General features: G+C 62.8%; 14 protein-coding genes. 10 read left to right on the forward strand and 4 right to left on the reverse strand.

Annotation, left to right across the window (positions count from 1 at the left end):
• The first annotated feature begins 72 nt into the window (after window positions 1-72).
• The 9 genes from J1N02_RS20740 (at window position 73) to pcaC (ending at window position 8524) form a co-directional block, all read left to right on the forward strand.
• Window positions 73-930 (forward strand): CoA transferase subunit A, encoded by an 858-nt coding sequence (locus J1N02_RS20740; RefSeq protein WP_027604408.1) that lies wholly within the window; start codon window positions 73-75, stop codon window positions 928-930.
• Complete coding sequence (locus tag J1N02_RS20745) at window positions 930-1709, forward strand: CoA-transferase subunit beta (RefSeq protein ID WP_027604407.1); 780 nt, start codon at window positions 930-932, stop codon at window positions 1707-1709. Before J1N02_RS20740 ends, J1N02_RS20745 begins: the two co-directional genes overlap by 1 nt.
• Entirely contained in the window at window positions 1706-2908 is a 1203-nt protein-coding gene (pcaF, locus tag J1N02_RS20750) for a 3-oxoadipyl-CoA thiolase (RefSeq protein ID WP_421147766.1), read from the forward strand. Before J1N02_RS20745 ends, pcaF begins: the two co-directional genes overlap by 4 nt.
• Window positions 2909-2925: 17 nt before the next feature.
• A complete protein-coding gene (pcaH, locus tag J1N02_RS20755) occupies window positions 2926-3630 on the forward strand; it encodes a protocatechuate 3,4-dioxygenase subunit beta (RefSeq protein ID WP_027604405.1) in 705 nt (234 codons plus the stop codon).
• 1 nt (window position 3631) lies between these two features.
• Entirely contained in the window at window positions 3632-4198 is a 567-nt protein-coding gene (gene pcaG, locus J1N02_RS20760) for a protocatechuate 3,4-dioxygenase subunit alpha (RefSeq protein ID WP_098480246.1), read from the forward strand.
• Between the two features lie 155 nt (window positions 4199-4353).
• Complete coding sequence (locus tag J1N02_RS20765) at window positions 4354-5649, forward strand: MFS family transporter (RefSeq protein ID WP_098480245.1); 1296 nt, start codon at window positions 4354-4356, stop codon at window positions 5647-5649.
• Window positions 5650-5659: 10 nt separating this feature from the next.
• Window positions 5660-7024 (forward strand): 3-carboxy-cis,cis-muconate cycloisomerase, encoded by a 1365-nt coding sequence (locus tag J1N02_RS20770; protein ID WP_421147677.1) that lies wholly within the window; start codon window positions 5660-5662, stop codon window positions 7022-7024.
• Between the two features lie 10 nt (window positions 7025-7034).
• Entirely contained in the window at window positions 7035-7826 is a 792-nt protein-coding gene (pcaD, locus tag J1N02_RS20775; RefSeq protein WP_146475802.1) for a 3-oxoadipate enol-lactonase, read from the forward strand.
• A gap of 305 nt (window positions 7827-8131) precedes the next feature.
• On the forward strand, window positions 8132-8524 hold the full coding sequence (gene pcaC / locus J1N02_RS20780) for a 4-carboxymuconolactone decarboxylase (RefSeq protein WP_027604400.1): 393 nt from the start codon (window positions 8132-8134) through the stop codon (window positions 8522-8524).
• Here pcaC and J1N02_RS20785 read toward each other — a convergent pair whose 3' ends face one another.
• The 4 genes from J1N02_RS20785 to J1N02_RS20800 form a co-directional block, all read right to left on the reverse strand.
• Window positions 8525-9424 carry a polysaccharide deacetylase family protein gene (locus J1N02_RS20785; protein WP_027604399.1) on the reverse strand — a complete coding sequence of 300 codons (900 nt, stop codon included), beginning with the start codon at window positions 9422-9424 and terminating at the stop codon, window positions 8525-8527.
• A gap of 84 nt (window positions 9425-9508) precedes the next feature.
• Window positions 9509-10759: an OprD family porin gene (locus tag J1N02_RS20790; RefSeq protein ID WP_146475801.1), complete on the reverse strand. Its 1251-nt coding sequence runs from the start codon at window positions 10757-10759 to the stop codon at window positions 9509-9511.
• Between the two features lie 142 nt (window positions 10760-10901).
• Window positions 10902-12515 carry a J domain-containing protein gene (locus J1N02_RS20795; RefSeq protein WP_098480241.1) on the reverse strand — a complete coding sequence of 538 codons (1614 nt, stop codon included), beginning with the start codon at window positions 12513-12515 and terminating at the stop codon, window positions 10902-10904.
• Between the two features lie 10 nt (window positions 12516-12525).
• The gene (locus J1N02_RS20800; protein ID WP_027604396.1) at window positions 12526-14223 is read right to left on the reverse strand and encodes a molecular chaperone HscC; all 1698 of its coding nucleotides are present in this window, start codon (window positions 14221-14223) and stop codon (window positions 12526-12528) included.
• Between the two features lie 195 nt (window positions 14224-14418).
• On the opposite strand from J1N02_RS20800, the gene J1N02_RS20805 reads away from it, so the two are divergent.
• On the forward strand, window positions 14419-15411 hold the full coding sequence (locus J1N02_RS20805) for a hypothetical protein (protein WP_421147678.1): 993 nt from the start codon (window positions 14419-14421) through the stop codon (window positions 15409-15411).
• Window positions 15412-15440: the final 29 nt, after the last annotated feature.

Raw genomic sequence — 15440 nt, forward strand, 5'->3', positions numbered from 1 at the left:
TCCCCGGCTTAATCTTCAAGCACTTCGGCGCCACCTCAGCGCCTTTTCGATCCACACCGGGAGCCCAACCCCATGGCTGAAATTCTTGCGCTGCGTGACGCGGTGAAGCAATTCGTGAACGACGGCGACACTGTCGCACTGGAAGGCTTCACCCATCTGATCCCTACGGCAGCGGGTCATGAAATCATTCGTCAGGGCAAGAAAGACCTGACGCTGGTGCGTATGACGCCTGACCTGATCTACGACCAGTTGATTGGTGCCGGGTGCGCGCGCAAGTTGATTTTTTCCTGGGGCGGTAACCCGGGTGTAGGTTCCCTGCATCGCCTGCGTGACGCGGTCGAAAAGCAATGGCCGCAACCGTTGGAAATCGAAGAACACAGCCACGCCGACCTGGCCAATGCCTACGTCGCCGGCGCATCGGGCCTGCCGTTCGCGGTGCTGCGCGCCTACGCGGGTTCCGACTTGCCCAAGGTCAACCCGCTGATCAAGAGCGTGACGTGCCCGTTCACCGGTGAAGTGCTGGCAGCGGTGCCGTCGGTGCGTCCGGACGTCACCGTGATCCACGCGCAAAAGGCTGATCGCAAGGGCAACGTGCTGCTCTGGGGCATTCTTGGGGTGCAGAAGGAAGCGGCCCTGGCGGCCAAGCGCTGCATCGTCACCGTGGAAGAAATCGTCGATGACCTGAACGCGCCGATGAACAGTTGCGTACTGCCGACCTGGGCCCTGACTGCGGTGTGCCACGTACCCGGTGGTGCCCATCCGTCCTACGCCCACGGCTACAACGAGCGTGACAATCGCTTCTACCAGGCGTGGGACCCCATCGCCCGCGACCGTGGGACCTTTACTGCCTGGATGGATGAATACATCCACGGCACTGCCGATTTCAGTGAATTCCAGGCCAAGCTGACCACGCAGCAGGAGGCCAAGTAATGGCTTACTCGACCAATGAAATGATGACCGTCGCCGCCGCGCGCCGCCTCAAGAACGGCTCCGTGTGCTTTGTGGGCATCGGCCTGCCGTCCAAGGCCGCCAACCTGGCGCGCCTGACTTCGTCGCCGGATGTGGTGCTGATCTACGAGTCCGGGCCGATTGGCGCCAAGCCCAGCGTATTGCCACTGTCGATCGGTGATGGCGAGCTGGCGGAAACCGCCGACACCGTGGTGCCGACCGGCGAGATTTTTCGCTACTGGCTGCAGGGCGGGCGTATCGACGTGGGCTTCCTCGGTGCCGCGCAAGTCGACCGCTTCGGCAACATCAACACCACCGTGGTCGGTGATTATCACCAACCCAAGGTGCGCCTGCCGGGCGCCGGTGGCGCGCCGGAAATCGCCGGCTCGGCCAAGAGCGTGTTGATCATCCTCAAGCAGTCGTCCCGTTCGTTTGTCGACAAGCTGGACTTCATCACCTCGGTCGGCCACGGCGAAGGTGGGGATTCGCGCAAACGCCTGGGGCTGCCGGGTGCCGGTCCTGTCGGAATCATTACCGACCTGTGCATCATGGAACCGGAAGAGGGCACCCATGAATTCGTGGTCACCGCCCTCCATCCGGGCGTGACCCGCGAGCAAGTCGTAGCGGCCACCGGTTGGGCGATTCGATTTGCCGAGCAGGTCAGCACCACCGCCGAGCCGACCGAGGTCGAGTTGACCGCCCTGCGTGACCTCGAAGCACGCACGGCCGCCGCCCACGGCCAAGCACCGGGAGAAGCCTGATGCGCGAGGTGTTTATCTGCGATGCGATTCGCACCCCCATCGGCCGCTTTGGCGGTGGCCTGTCCAGCGTGCGCGCCGATGACCTGGCGGCCGTGCCGATCAAGGCGCTGATCGAGCGCAACCCTTACGTGGACTGGTCGGCCGTTGACGAGGTGTTCCTCGGCTGCGCCAACCAGGCCGGTGAAGACAACCGCAACGTCGCCCGCATGGCGTTGCTGCTGGCCGGCCTGCCGGAGAGCATTCCGGGGGTGACCCTCAACCGTTTGTGCGCCTCGGGCATGGATGCGATCGGCACCGCGTTTCGCGCCATCGCCAGTGGCGAAATGGAGCTGGCGATTGCCGGTGGCGTCGAGTCGATGTCCCGTGCGCCGTTCGTGATGGGCAAGGCGGATGCGGCGTTTTCGCGCAACATGAAGCTGGAAGACACCACCATCGGCTGGCGTTTTATCAACCCGTTGATGAAGGCCCAGTACGGCGTGGACGCCATGCCGCAGACCGCCGATAACGTCGCCGACGACTACCAGGTTTCCCGCGCCGACCAGGACGCCTTTGCCCTGCGCAGCCAGCAACGCACCGCCGCCGCCCAGGCGGCCGGGTTCTTCGCCGAAGAAATCGTGCCGGTGCGGGTCGCCCATAAAAAAGGCGAAACCGTGGTGGAGCACGATGAGCACCCCAGGGACACTACCCTTGAAGCCCTGGCCAAACTCAAACCGGTCAACGGCCCGGACAAGACCGTCACCGCGGGCAATGCCTCGGGGGTGAATGACGGTGCGGCCGCGCTGATCCTGGCGTCTGCCGAAGCGGTGAAAAAACACGGCCTGATTGCCCGCGCCCGCGTGCTGGGCATGGCCAGCGCCGGTGTCGCGCCACGGGTGATGGGCATCGGCCCGGTGCCGGCGGTACGCAAGCTGGTGGAACGCCTGGGCCTAGCCGTGACTGACTTCGATGTGATCGAACTCAATGAAGCCTTCGCCAGCCAAGGCCTGGCGGTGCTGCGTGAACTGGGCATCGCCGACGATGCACCCCAGGTCAACCCGAACGGTGGCGCCATCGCACTGGGCCACCCCTTGGGCATGAGCGGTGCACGGCTGGTATTGACGGCCCTGCATCAGTTGGAAAAAACCGGCGGCCGTAAAGGCCTGGCGACCATGTGCGTGGGCGTCGGCCAAGGCCTGGCCCTGGCGATCGAACGCATCTAATAAGAGAGGACAGCTCCATGAGTGACAAGCCCGGTTACCGGCGCCCGCAAGCGGGCACTCAGCCTGATTACCTGCACCCGGCCTACCAGTCGACGAACCTGCGTTCGCCGTCCCAGCCGTTGGTGTTCCTGCCCCATTCCTTGTCGGAAATCACCGGCCCGACCATCGGTGCCGAGCGAGTCAGCGAAAAGGACAACGACCTCACCGCCCAACACGACGGCGAACCGTTGGGCGAACGCATCATCATTCATGGCCGCGTGCTGGATGAAAACGGCCTGCCGGTGCCGGGCATCCTCGTGGAGATCTGGCAGGCCAACGCCGCCGGTCGCTACAACCACAAGCGTGACCTGCACGATGCGCCGCTGGACCCGAACTTCACCGGCACCGGGCGCACCGTCACCGACGCCGATGGCTGGTACCAGTTCCAGACCATCAAGCCTGGGGCCTACCCATGGGGCAACCACCACAACGCGTGGCGCCCGGCGCATATCCACTTTTCGCTGTTCGGCCCGAGCGTACTGACACGCCTGGTGACGCAGATGTATTTCCCTGGCGACCCGCTGCTGGAATACGACCCGATCTACAACTGTGTGCCGGATACCAGCGCCAAGGAACGCCTGATCGCCCGTTTCGACCTGGAAAAGACCATTCCTTCCTATGCCCTCGGCTACCGCTGGGACATCGTCCTGCGCGGCCGCGACGCCACGCCGATGGAGAAATGAGATGACACTCTACGCGACCACGTCCCACACCGTCGGGCCGTACTACCACATCGGCCTGACCTGGCTGAACCGCGAGGATTTGACCGTCGCCGCCACCCTCGGCGAGCGCGTGGCGATCAGCGGGCAAGTGGTGGACGGCAACGGTGATGTTGTCAACGACGCCATGCTCGAAGTCTGGCAGGCCAATGCCGCTGGCAAGTACGACCACCCTGAAGACGAGCAGGACAAGGCGCTCGACCCGAACTTCGAAGGCTTCGGCCGGGTGCCGGTGGATGCCGAAGGGCGCTTCCGCTTTACCACGATCAAGCCGGGCAGCGTGCCGGGCCTGCAAGGCACGACCCAGGCGCCGCACCTGGTGGTGCTGGTGTTTGCCCGTGGGCTGGTGAAGCACCTGCTGACGCGGATTTATTTCGAGGGCGAGGCGTTGAATGGGGATGACCCGTTGCTGGCCTGTGTGCCTGCCGAGCGGCGCGGCACGTTGATTGCCAAGCCGGACGCGGCGGGTGTGCACCAGTGGAATGTGATTTTGCAGGGCACAGATAAGGAGACGGTGTTCTTCGATTATTGAGTCGCTTGTCAGGGCCCCATCGGGGGCAAGCCCCCTCCCACATTTTGATGTGGGAGGGGGCCGGTTCAGGCACCGCCTACTCAAAAGTCTGCTTGCGGAACATGGTTGTTGCAAAGTATGTCTAGGCTATAACCGTTCCCACTGAGTGAAAAACCATGACAACAACCACCAGTCACTACACCGGAGAAGAGCGCAGCAAACGGATCTTTGCGATTGTCGGTGCCTCCTCCGGCAACCTGGTCGAATGGTTCGACTTCTACGTCTATGCCTTCTGCGCCATCTACTTCGCCCCGGCGTTTTTCCCGTCGGATGACCCCACGGTCCAACTGCTCAACACCGCTGGCGTGTTCGCCGCCGGCTTCCTGATGCGCCCCATCGGCGGCTGGCTGTTCGGCCGGGTCGCCGACAAGCACGGGCGCAAGAATTCGATGATGATCTCGGTGCTGATGATGTGCGCCGGTTCCCTGGTCATCGCCTTTTTGCCCACCTACAAAGACATCGGCGCCTGGGCCCCGGCCCTGCTGCTGGTGGCGCGGCTGTTCCAGGGCCTGTCGGTGGGGGGCGAATATGGCACCACCGCCACCTACATGAGTGAAGTCGCGCTCAAGGGCCAGCGTGGGTTTTTCGCCTCGTTCCAGTACGTGACCCTGATCGGTGGCCAACTGTTGGCGGTGCTGGTGGTGGTGATCCTGCAACAGATCCTCACTGAGGAAGAACTGCGGGCCTGGGGCTGGCGGATTCCGTTCGTGATCGGTGCGATTGCCGCGGTGATCTCCCTGCTGCTGCGCCGCACCCTCAAGGAAACCACCAGCAAGGAAACCCGCGCGGACAAGGACGCCGGCAGTATCGCCGCGCTGTTCCGTGACCATAAGGCGGCATTCATCACCGTGCTCGGCTACACCGCAGGCGGTTCGCTGATTTTCTACACCTTTACCACCTACATGCAGAAGTACCTGGTGAACACCGCCGGGATGCACGCCAAGACCGCCAGTTACATCATGACCGGCGCGCTGTTCCTGTACATGTGCATGCAGCCGCTGTTCGGCATGCTGGCCGACAAGATCGGCCGGCGTAACTCGATGCTGTGGTTCGGCGCGTTGGGCACACTGTGCACGGTGCCGATCCTGCTCAGCTTGAAAACCGTCAGCAGTCCGTTCCTGGCGTTTGTGCTGATCACCCTGGCCCTGGCGATTGTCAGCTTCTACACCTCGATCAGCGGCCTGGTGAAGGCGGAAATGTTCCCGCCACAAGTGCGCGCCCTGGGCGTGGGCCTGGCCTATGCGGTGGCCAACGCGATCTTCGGCGGTTCGGCGGAATACGTGGCCCTGGGCCTCAAATCCATGGGCATGGAAAACACTTTCTATTGGTACGTCACCGCGATGATGGCGGTGGCCTTCCTGTTCAGCTTGCGCCTGCCGAAACAGGCGGCGTACCTGCATCACGATTTGTAAGGGATGAGTTATGACACTGCGCACGAGCAATCAACTGTTCGACGCTTACTTCACTGCTGACAGCATGGCCGAGGTGTTCTGCGACCAGGGACGCCTGCAGGGCATGCTCGATTTCGAAGCCGCGCTCGCCCGGGCGCAGGCCCGGGTCGGGTTGATACCCCAGGCCGCCGTGGCGCCGATTGCCCAGGCGTGCCTGGCGTCGCTGTACGACGTGGATGCCCTCGGCGTGGCGATTGCCACGGCGGGGAATTCGGCGATTCCGCTGGTGAAGGCCCTGGGCAAGTTGATTGCCAGCGGGGATGCCGGGGCCGAACGTTATGTGCACCTGGGCGCGACCAGCCAGGACGTGATGGACACCGGGCTGGTGCTGCAACTGCGCCGGGCCCTGGGGTTGATCGAAACGGACCTGGCGCGTCTGGGCGACGTGCTGGCCGCCCAGGCCCAGCGTTATGCGACGACGCCGTTGGCCGGGCGTACCTGGTTACAGCACGCGACGCCGGTCACCCTGGGGATGAAGATTGCCGGTTGGCTGGGCGCGGTGACGCGCAGTCGCCAGCGTTTGAAAGAACTGCAACCGCGTTTGCTGGTGCTGCAATTCGGCGGCGCGTCCGGGACGTTGGCGGCACTCGGCGAACACGCCATGCCGGTGGCCGAGGCGCTGGGGGCGGAGTTGAAGCTGAGCTTGCCTGAACAACCCTGGCACACCCAACGGGATCGTCTGGTGGAGTTCGCCTCCGTCCTGGGCCTGATCGCCGGCAGCCTCGGCAAACTGGGCCGCGATATCAGCCTGCTGATGCAAACCGAAGCGGCCGAAGTGTTCGAGCCGTCGGCGCCCGGCAAGGGCGGTTCGTCGACCATGCCGCACAAACGCAACCCGGTGGGCGCCGCCGTGCTGATCAGCACCGCCACGCGCGTGCCCGGCCTGGTGGCGACGATGTTCAGCGCCATGCCCCAGGAACATGAACGCAGCCTGGGCCTGTGGCACGCCGAATGGGAAACCTTGCCGGAGATTTGCCGCCTGGTGTCCGGGGCCTTGAAACAAGCGCTGCTGGTGAGCGAAGGGTTGGAAGTCGACCCCGGACGCATGGCCCACAACCTCGACCTGACCCAAGGCCTGGTGCTGGCCGAAGCCGTCAGCATCGTGCTGGCTCAACGCCTGGGCCGGGAAACCGCGCACCACCTGCTGGAGCAATGCTGCAAACGCGCCGTCGCAGAAGGGCGCCACTTGCGCGCGGTGCTGGCGGACGAACCGCAGGTCACCGCCGAGCTGTCCGCCACCGAGTTGGACCGCCTGCTCGACCCGGCCCACTACCTGGGCCAGGCGCCCACCTGGGTCACTCGCGCTGTCACCGAACACTTTGCATTGAACGCCTAAGGAGAACGCTGTGGCTTTCGTACAACTCGCCGAGGGCGAACTGCATTACCAACTCGATGGCCCCGTGGACGCACCGGTGCTGGTGCTGTCCAACTCGCTGGGCACCGACCTGCATATGTGGGACATCCAGATCCCGGCGTTTACCGAGCATTTCCGGGTGTTGCGTTTCGACACCCGTGGCCACGGCAAATCCCTGGTGACCGAGGGACCGTACAGCATCGAGCAGTTGGGCCACGACGTGATCGCACTGCTGGATGCGCTGGATATTCAGCGTGCGCACTTTTGCGGGCTGTCCATGGGGGGCTTGATCGGCCAATGGCTGGGGATTAATGCCGGTGAGCGCCTGCAGCGCCTGGTGGTGTGCAACACCGCCGCCAAAATCGGCACGCCGGAGATCTGGAACCCACGGATCGAGATGGTCCAGCGTGATGGCGCGGCGGCCATGGTGGCCTTGCGCGATGCGTCGATTGCGCGTTGGTTCACCGCCGATTTTGCGGCAGCCAACCCGCACCAGGCCAAGCAGATCACCGACATGCTTGCCGCGACTTCGCCCCCAGGTTACGCGGCCAACTGCGCCGCCGTGCGTGATGCGGATTTCCGTGAGCAGTTGCCGAAGATCAAGGCACGCACCCTGGTGATTGCCGGCACTGAAGACGCCGTGACCCCACCGGCCGGTGGCCACTTTATCCAGCACCATGTGCAGGGCGCCGAGTACGCCGAGTTCTACGCGGCGCACCTGTCCAACGTACAGGCTGGCGCTGCATTCAGTGACCGGGTTATCAAATTCCTGCTGGCCCGCTGAGGCCGCTGTTGTGGCAACTGGCTCGTTGTGGCAAGTGGGCTTCCTGTGGCGAGCGGGCTTCTTGTGGTGAGCGGGCTTCCTGTGGTGAGCGGGCTTCTTGTGGTGAGCGGGCTTGCCCCGCGCTGGGCTGCGAAGCAGCCCCAATACGGACGCCGAATTATTTCAGACAGACCGTGGCGCCTGATTTGGGGCCGCTTCGCGCCCCAGCGCGGGGCAAGCCCGCTCACCACAAGAAGCCCGCTCACCACAGGAGCCCGCTCGCCACAGGTCATCGAATTGAAATCTTATTGAACCAGGAGTTTTTTGTGGACGAGAAACAACGTTACGCCGACGGCCTGCAAGTGCGCCGCGAAGTGCTGGGCGATGCCCATGTCGACCGCAGCCTCAATGCCCTGACCGAGTTCAACAGCGAGTTCCAGGACATGATCACCCGCCACGCCTGGGGTGACATCTGGACCCGCCCCGGGCTGCCTCGCCACACCCGCAGCCTGATCACCATCGCCATGCTGATTGGCATGAACCGCAGCGAAGAACTCAAGCTGCACCTGCGCGCCGCCGCCAGCAACGGCGTGACCCGTGCCGAGATCAAGGAAGTGCTGATGCAGAGCGCGATCTATTGCGGGATTCCGGCGGCGAATGCCACGTTTCACCTGGCAGAGTCTGTATGGGATGAGCTGGGTGTCGAGTCGCGCGAGTGATCAGTGGGAGTCGGCGTCCCACACCCAATTCCACACGCCCGGAAGATGCACGGCTTCATTCACGTCTTTGACCGTACGCGCCAGCGCCGCGCGTTGCAGGGCGGCCGTATCGGTGTAGAACGGTTCGGCAGCCGTCTTCATGCCATTGACTCGTGCGCTGTCCAGCAGGATCTGCAGGTATTCCTGCATATGCCGCGCGGTATAGCGGTTGATATCGTGGAAGGTCACCACCACCGGTATCACGCCGTCCACCGTCGGTAACTCCCCCAGCGCGATGCGCTCGCGCACCACCGACAGTTGTCGATACAGGTTGGCGCGGCGCCTTGGGCTGCCATTGAAGCCCCAGATCTTGCCGTCATTGGCGCTCAGGTCGGTCAGCAGGACCTGCATGCCATGGCGCTGGTAGGCGGCGAAGGTGCGCCGGTCGTAGTTCCAGAACGGCGGGCGGACCAGCACGGGCGGCGCGCCGGTGATCGAGGCGATATCGCTCGCGCCCTGGCTGAGGGTGCGCTCCAGCTCGGCATCATTCAGCCAGCGGTGGTTGGTATGAAAGGTCGTGGCAGTGTGAAAAGCCAGCACATGCCCGCCGGCGTATTCACGCTCCATCGTCTTGCGACCCCGCGAGCTGCCGCCGGAACGCGACGATTCGGTCTGCAGGAAGAACACCGCCTTGATCCCCGGCAGCACCGGGTTGTGCGCCAGGTCGGCGAGCACTGAACGGCTGGGGTTGTCGTAGCCCGAGGCGCTGGGGCCGTCATCGAAAGTCAGCAAAAAACGGATCGGCGCCTGGGCCTGCAGGCGTTGCTCGGTCTGCGCGGTCAGGGCGATGGGTGCGCCGATACAGCCGCTGAGGCTCAAGGCCAGGGCAAGCACGGCGGATGCGATGGCAAAGGATTTCATGGTGTGCGCAGGCTCGGATAAGAGGCCGCTGCTGGGCGGATCAGCAGCGGCAGGCGCGCACCATACAGTAAGTGCGGCGCCGGATTACAGCAGACTTATCGGGTAACTGACGATCAGCCGGTTTTCATCGAACTCATTGTTGCTGTAGTCGCGGCGCATGCTCGAATTGCGCCAGCGCACCGTGAGGTTCTTCACCACGCCGCTTTGCACGGTATAACCCAATTCGCTTTCGCGACCCCATTCCTTGCCATCGGTGATGGTGCCGGTGTGCACGTTGCTGCCGCTGATATAGCGGTTCATCAGGGTCAGGCCCGGTACGCCGAGGGCGGCGAAGTTGTAGTCGTGGCGCACCTGCCAGGATTTTTCCTCGGCGTTGTCGTAACTCGAGTTGTAGCTGTCGTTGGCCAGGGTGCCGCCGCTGGTGCCGTTGACGCGCATCCACGCGCTGTTGCCGGTGAGTTTTTGCAGGCCGACGTAGAAGGTGTTGCCGCCATACTTGGCCGAGAACAGGCCGGACCAGGTCTTGTTGTCCAGGTCGCCGGCGCGGGCGCTGCCGTCGTCCTTGCCGTAGAAGAACCCGAGGTTGGCGCCCAGGGTCCAGTCGCCCAGGGGCTGGCTGTGGATCAGGTTGACGAACTGCTGGCTGTAGATGTCCTTGAGCTGGGCGTTCCACACGCCGACCTGGGTGCGCTTGTCGTTGAAGGCGTACTCGCCGCCCTGGAAGTTGAAGCGGTCCGAGGTGAACGCGGTTTTGCCGACCATCGACATGTCCGACATGCTGCTGTCGTCGCGCGGGCTGTTGGCGCGGAACTGGCCGCCGTACAGGGTCAGGCCGTCGATTTCCTTCGAGGTGATCTGCCCGCCGCGCAGGGTTTGCGGCAGGGAGCGGCCATCGTCGGCACGCAGGATCGGCAGCACCGGCATCCATTCGCCGACCTTCACTTCGGTCTTGGAAATACGCGCCTTGAACGCCACGCCGAGACGCCCGAATTCATCTGCAGGGCGGCCATCGTGGTCCAGCGGCAACAACTGGGTGCCGCCGGTACCGCGCCCGCCATCGAGCTTCAACGAGTACAGCCCGAGCACATCCACACCGAAACCGACGGTGCCTTGGGTAAAGCCGGACTTGGCGTCGAGGATGAAACTCTGTGTCCACTCCTGCGCGCCACCCTGGGTTTTGGTGGGGTTGGTGAAATTGCGGTTGAAGAAGAAATTACGCAGGTTGAGGTTGGCGCTGGCGTCCTCCAGAAAACCGTGTTCTTCGGCGACGACGGGCAGGGCAAGACTGGCGATAGCGGTGGCCAGCAGGAGCCGGCGCGGGTGAAAAGTGCTCATGGTGGTGGACCTGTTGTTATTGGGTTTATGCAGGTGGCGGCCATGGTGCGGGGCGGTGCGGGGGCGGTTCAATCGGGGCAGGGCGGGTTGTGGGCGATGATCGAACGCAAGTTGCCGGGCGCTGAGGCCCGGCATTGGCGGGTTATCGTTTGGGCAGGTCGAAGTGGGTCCAGGGCACCGCCGGCAAATAATGCTGGGCGGCAATGATCAGCGCCACCATCACCACCAGGAACACCCCTTGCAGAGGGCTCCAGAAGGCCCAGTGCAGGCCGTTCAACCAGGGGTAGCCTTCGGCGAACTTCTGGCTCATATGACCGATGCGTTTTTTGTGCAGCAGGTTGATCAGCAGCGCGCCGGCATAGGTCACCGCACCCAGTACACCAAGCATCAAACCGCAGGCCACCAGCATGATCGCCTGCGGTACGCCGTGGCGAATCACCAGCCAGTAGTCGTTGGGGTTGATTCGCTTGGGGATCAGGTACTGGCTCAGCCACACATCCAGCACCCGATAGGTTGAACTCATCCCGGCCCACATTTGGGTGACGCGAAAGCCAACGGCCGCCGGCACGAACGCCATCAGCATGAAAATGACCAGCGACATCCCGTCCATTCTGTCTGGCTTATCGTGGGCGATGCTCAGGCCAAGCCCCAGGGCGAAGACGGCCCATAGCCGGATAAACACCTGGGTGTAGATCGGCCGGGGCACGAATTTGCGCCAAAAGAACAGGTCTGTTTGAGGCAGGCGCTCGACCAGTTGCGGATAGCGCCAGGTCAGTGTTTGCGCCAGGTGCTGGCAGGCGTTCCACTCGTTCTCGCCAAATCCATCGATCAGGCGTTTGTGTTGCGTGGCGGACATCGGCATCAGCAGCAGGCGTGCGGCCAGGGCATCGGCTGATGTGCGCCGCGTGTCCTGGGCCTTGTCCTGCAGGTTGGCGTAGAAGCTTTCCTGTTCGCAACGCGACACCAGTTCGCGCCACATCCACGCCGGTTCCGGGTAGACGCCTTTCTGGTCGTCCCAGCCGAATGCCTGGCACACCCGCTCGAACAGCGGCACGCTCCACTGGGTGTCATGCAGCAGGTGCAGGACGATGCGCTGCCACTGCTGTTGCAGGTCGAACACCCGCAGCCAGGGTTGGTCGTTGTACTGCGTGAGCTGGGTGATGAACTCGCGCTCGGCCTTTTGCTCCAGCAGTTCCTGCAGGGTGCGGCGGTAGTCTTGCAGCAGCTCGCCGGTCAGTGCTTCGTATTGCCAGGACGTCATCGCCACCTGCTGCCAGGGGGTCAGCCATTCCAGGTGTTGCGCGGCCCAAGCGGCGATGGCGCTGCGTTCGCCCGGTGCTTCGAAACAATGGCGCAACAGGCCGGCCTGGAACGCCTCGGTGCAACCCTGTTGCCGAGCCTGGGCCCAGCGTTCATCGAGGTTACCCGCGGTCAGGCCGTCGAGCAGGGTCTGGGCCGGGTCCGGAGTGGGTGCGTCGAAGGGCGCCGGGCTGACGGGGCTGATGTCCAGCAGTTCGGCCAGGTCATTCAGGTTGGTGTAGACCGCTTCGGCCACGGGCGCCTGGACGGGTTCTGCCTCTTCGTTATCCGCTCGCCAGCGTGCTTCATTCAGCGCGTGTTCATAGGCCTCGCGCAGGCGCTGGAAGCCTTGGGCGTCGTCGTCCGGGCGGCAGCCTTTGAGCAAGCGCGCATAGCTGCGCTTGATGCTGCGCTCGTCGGCGTCCTCCGGCAGTTGCAGTACGGTCCAGCAATCCATCGGTGTGCCCTCAGCGCCAGAACCCGTTGTCGAGTTGCTCAAGTTGACGGCTCAGTTCGCTGCGCGCTTCGCGGATGCGGCGTTCGTCCTGGGTGTCGAGTACCTGCTGGAACTGCGCCGCCCAATGCCCGAGCTGTTCGCGCAGCTCGCCGAGGTTTTCCTGGTAGAGCCGTTCGAGGCGGGCGACGAGCACGGTGTTGACCTGCTGGTCGCGGGGGTGGACCTTCAATTGCGCCAGGGCTTGCAGGCGTTGCTGGATCTCCTGCGGGTTGAGCACGCCGGGGTTGTTCTCGATCACCAGCGAATGCTGCTCGCCGGTCAGCGGGATATTCACCTGGGCTTCCAGCAGGCCGTTGTTGTCGTAGGTGAAACGCACGTCCAGGGAGACTTCACCGGCCTTGCGCTTGGGCACCGGAATATCCAGTTGGCCCAGCTCGATGTTGTCTTTGACCAGGCGGCTTTCGCCCTGATAAATCTTCAGCAGTACGTGGGCCTGGTCATCGTGCAGGGTGACCACGCTTTTGACCCGGCTGACCGGCACGCTGCTGTTGCGTTCGATCAACGGCAGGTAATGGCCGCTTTCGATATGGCCGCCGTACTGGTTGGAGGTTTCGATGCCCAGGGTGTAGGGGCAGACATCGGTCAGCACCACTTCTTCGAGGGCGGCGGAACGGGCCTTGAGGGCGGCCTGGATCGCCGCACCATGGGCGACCACTTGGTCGGGGTCGAGGCTGATGGAAGGGAAGCGCCCGAACAGGCCGGCGGCGAGTTTGCGCACCAGCGGCATGCGCGTGGTGCCGCCCACCAGCAGGATTTCATCCAGGTCGCCGACCCGAATCCGCGCATCGCGCAGGGCGCGTTCGATCGGCGCGCGCAGGCGTTCCAGCAGCGGCGTGTAGAGCTTGGCCAGTTCCTGTTGGGTGATGGTTTTTGTCCATTGCTGGCCGTCGACGCGCAGGGCGAACTCGGCGCTGTCGTCCTGGCCCAAGGCTTTGCGTACGCGCTCGGCTTCGCGGCGCAGGGCTTGCAGCACCGTGCTGGTGGGCGGGAAACCCGTGGCGTTGCGTTGGCTGTCGACAAAGTGTTCGAGCAACAGGGTGTCGAAGTCTTCGCCGCCGAGAAAGTTGTCGCCGGCGCTGGCGCGTACTTCCATCACCCCGTCGAACAGCTCGATGATCGACACGTCGAAGGTGCCGCCGCCAAGGTCGAAGACCAGGAACGAGGTTTCTTTATCACGCTGGTGCAGGCCGTAGGCCAAGGCGGCGGCGGTCGGTTCGTTGATCAGTTTCTCAACGCTGAGCCCCGCCAGTTCACCGGCGATGCGTGTGGCCTTGCGTTGGCCGTCGCTGAAATAGGCGGGCACGCTGATCACCGCGTCGGTAACGGTTTGGCCGTAGGTGCGCTCGATGTCTTCCTTGAGGCTTTTGAGTACCAGCGCCGAGAGTTCTTCGGGGCGGAACGAGCGGTCGCCCAGGCGCACCTCGGTGGCGCTGCCCATGTAGCGCTTGAACAGCGAAGTCGTCAGGTGCGGGTGGGTGTGCAGGCGCTCCTTGGCGGCCTGGCCCACCAGGACACGGCCTTGGTCATCCAGCCCGACCACGCTGGGGGTCAGCAACTGGCCCAGGGCATTGGGCACCATTTCGGCGGCATCGCCGCGCCAGACGGCTGCGAGACTGTTGGTGGTCCCCAGGTCGATTCCTACGATCATTACGACAAGCTCCCTCTGTGGTCTGTAAGAATCTGTGACAGATTTTAACCTGAAAGGTTGAGCGCAAAGCAAGGCGGGAGCGCTTTGTGACGAGCGGGGCAAGCCCGCTCGCCACAAAGCGCTTGGCCAACCTGTCAGCCTTATGTTTAACCGCTTCTGCGTCTACTGTCAGGGTTGACAGTAGATGGCCCGTTTTTGAACGCCTATGTTCAAGGCGGTGGCAGTATTTTTCTGGTGCTCAAGGGAGAAGTGCTCATGAGCTTTGGAACAGACATAGGTGAGTTGTTAACGTCGTCGAATACGTTCAACGCGGACCTGATCTTTGGGAGTAACAAGAAGACCCCGATTACATTCGACACATTCGAGTTGATCTATATCGAGGGTGCTCAGTTTTCCATTTGTTTAGGGTTTGAAGACAATCCCGGTTCGAAAAATGAACTGACCCTTAAGGCTGAAGGGCTGAAAGCAGGCCAGACCTATCCGATCCGGCCGGAGGACCCTGGAATCAGGGCGGCTTTTGCCTTGGGAAACCGCATCGAGTATTTCCCGGACGAATATTCGGGGGCCCTGACGGTTGACCTTCTTGAATACAAGGACGGCCGTATAGCGCTGAGCATGCAGTTTTCCATCTACTTCAAGCCAGATGGCAAGGGCGATATGGAAGTTGTCTGCCATGCCCTTCAAATCACCTGCGCGTTAGCAAACCACGGCGCAACGGGTAAGTTTGTACCCAAGCACCGAGTGCAAGCGAAGGTTCCAGTTCTTTGTGAGATCAACGCCAGTGTCAATGGCAGTTATGACCCCATCGACCTGGGTAATGTATTTTTCGTGATCTACTCAGACTCGAGTTATTTTATTCAGTGCTTGCCCCGTGATGGAGGTGATCGTGCGGTCCTCGAGTTCGCAGGGAGAGAGCTGAAAACCTTTACTGATTACCCGATCACAGGGCCTGGGGGGCCGCCAAATAGTGTTGATACGCTTTTTATTATGCGGCCTGAATTCTCATACGGGTTTTCTGATCCGACGGGTACATTCCGCGTAAGGCGCACTGATCATCCAGACGAAGGGTTCTGGTTTATCGGTGAGTTTAATTTCTCAATCACTGCTCGTGGCTCGGACGGTCAAAACACCCAGTATGATATTTCGAGTTCTGTGTTCCAGGTTCAAGTCAGTGAATTGAGAACTTAACCTTGGCACCCAGCCTGTAAAATATCGCG

Origin of the sequence: Pseudomonas sp. NFX5 (assembly GCF_049132125.1) — a bacterium.
GTDB lineage: Bacteria > Pseudomonadota > Gammaproteobacteria > Pseudomonadales > Pseudomonadaceae > Aquipseudomonas > Aquipseudomonas marginalis.

What these genes read in the sequence shown, in the direction of transcription:
- pcaG (WP_098480246.1), top strand. Translation starts at nt 3,632, where the DNA reads ATGACACTCTACGCGACCACGTCCCACACCGTCGGGCCGTACTACCAC.
- J1N02_RS20785 (WP_027604399.1), bottom strand. Translation starts at nt 9,424, where the DNA reads ATGAAATCCTTTGCCATCGCATCCGCCGTGCTTGCCCTGGCCTTGAGC.
- J1N02_RS20765 (WP_098480245.1), top strand. Translation starts at nt 4,354, where the DNA reads ATGACAACAACCACCAGTCACTACACCGGAGAAGAGCGCAGCAAACGG.
- J1N02_RS20800 (WP_027604396.1), bottom strand. Translation starts at nt 14,223, where the DNA reads ATGATCGTAGGAATCGACCTGGGGACCACCAACAGTCTCGCAGCCGTC.
- J1N02_RS20745 (WP_027604407.1), top strand. Translation starts at nt 930, where the DNA reads ATGGCTTACTCGACCAATGAAATGATGACCGTCGCCGCCGCGCGCCGC.
- J1N02_RS20740 (WP_027604408.1), top strand. Translation starts at nt 73, where the DNA reads ATGGCTGAAATTCTTGCGCTGCGTGACGCGGTGAAGCAATTCGTGAAC.
- J1N02_RS20795 (WP_098480241.1), bottom strand. Translation starts at nt 12,515, where the DNA reads ATGGATTGCTGGACCGTACTGCAACTGCCGGAGGACGCCGACGAGCGC.
- J1N02_RS20790 (WP_146475801.1), bottom strand. Translation starts at nt 10,759, where the DNA reads ATGAGCACTTTTCACCCGCGCCGGCTCCTGCTGGCCACCGCTATCGCC.
- J1N02_RS20770 (WP_421147677.1), top strand. Translation starts at nt 5,660, where the DNA reads ATGACACTGCGCACGAGCAATCAACTGTTCGACGCTTACTTCACTGCT.
- pcaH (WP_027604405.1), top strand. Translation starts at nt 2,926, where the DNA reads ATGAGTGACAAGCCCGGTTACCGGCGCCCGCAAGCGGGCACTCAGCCT.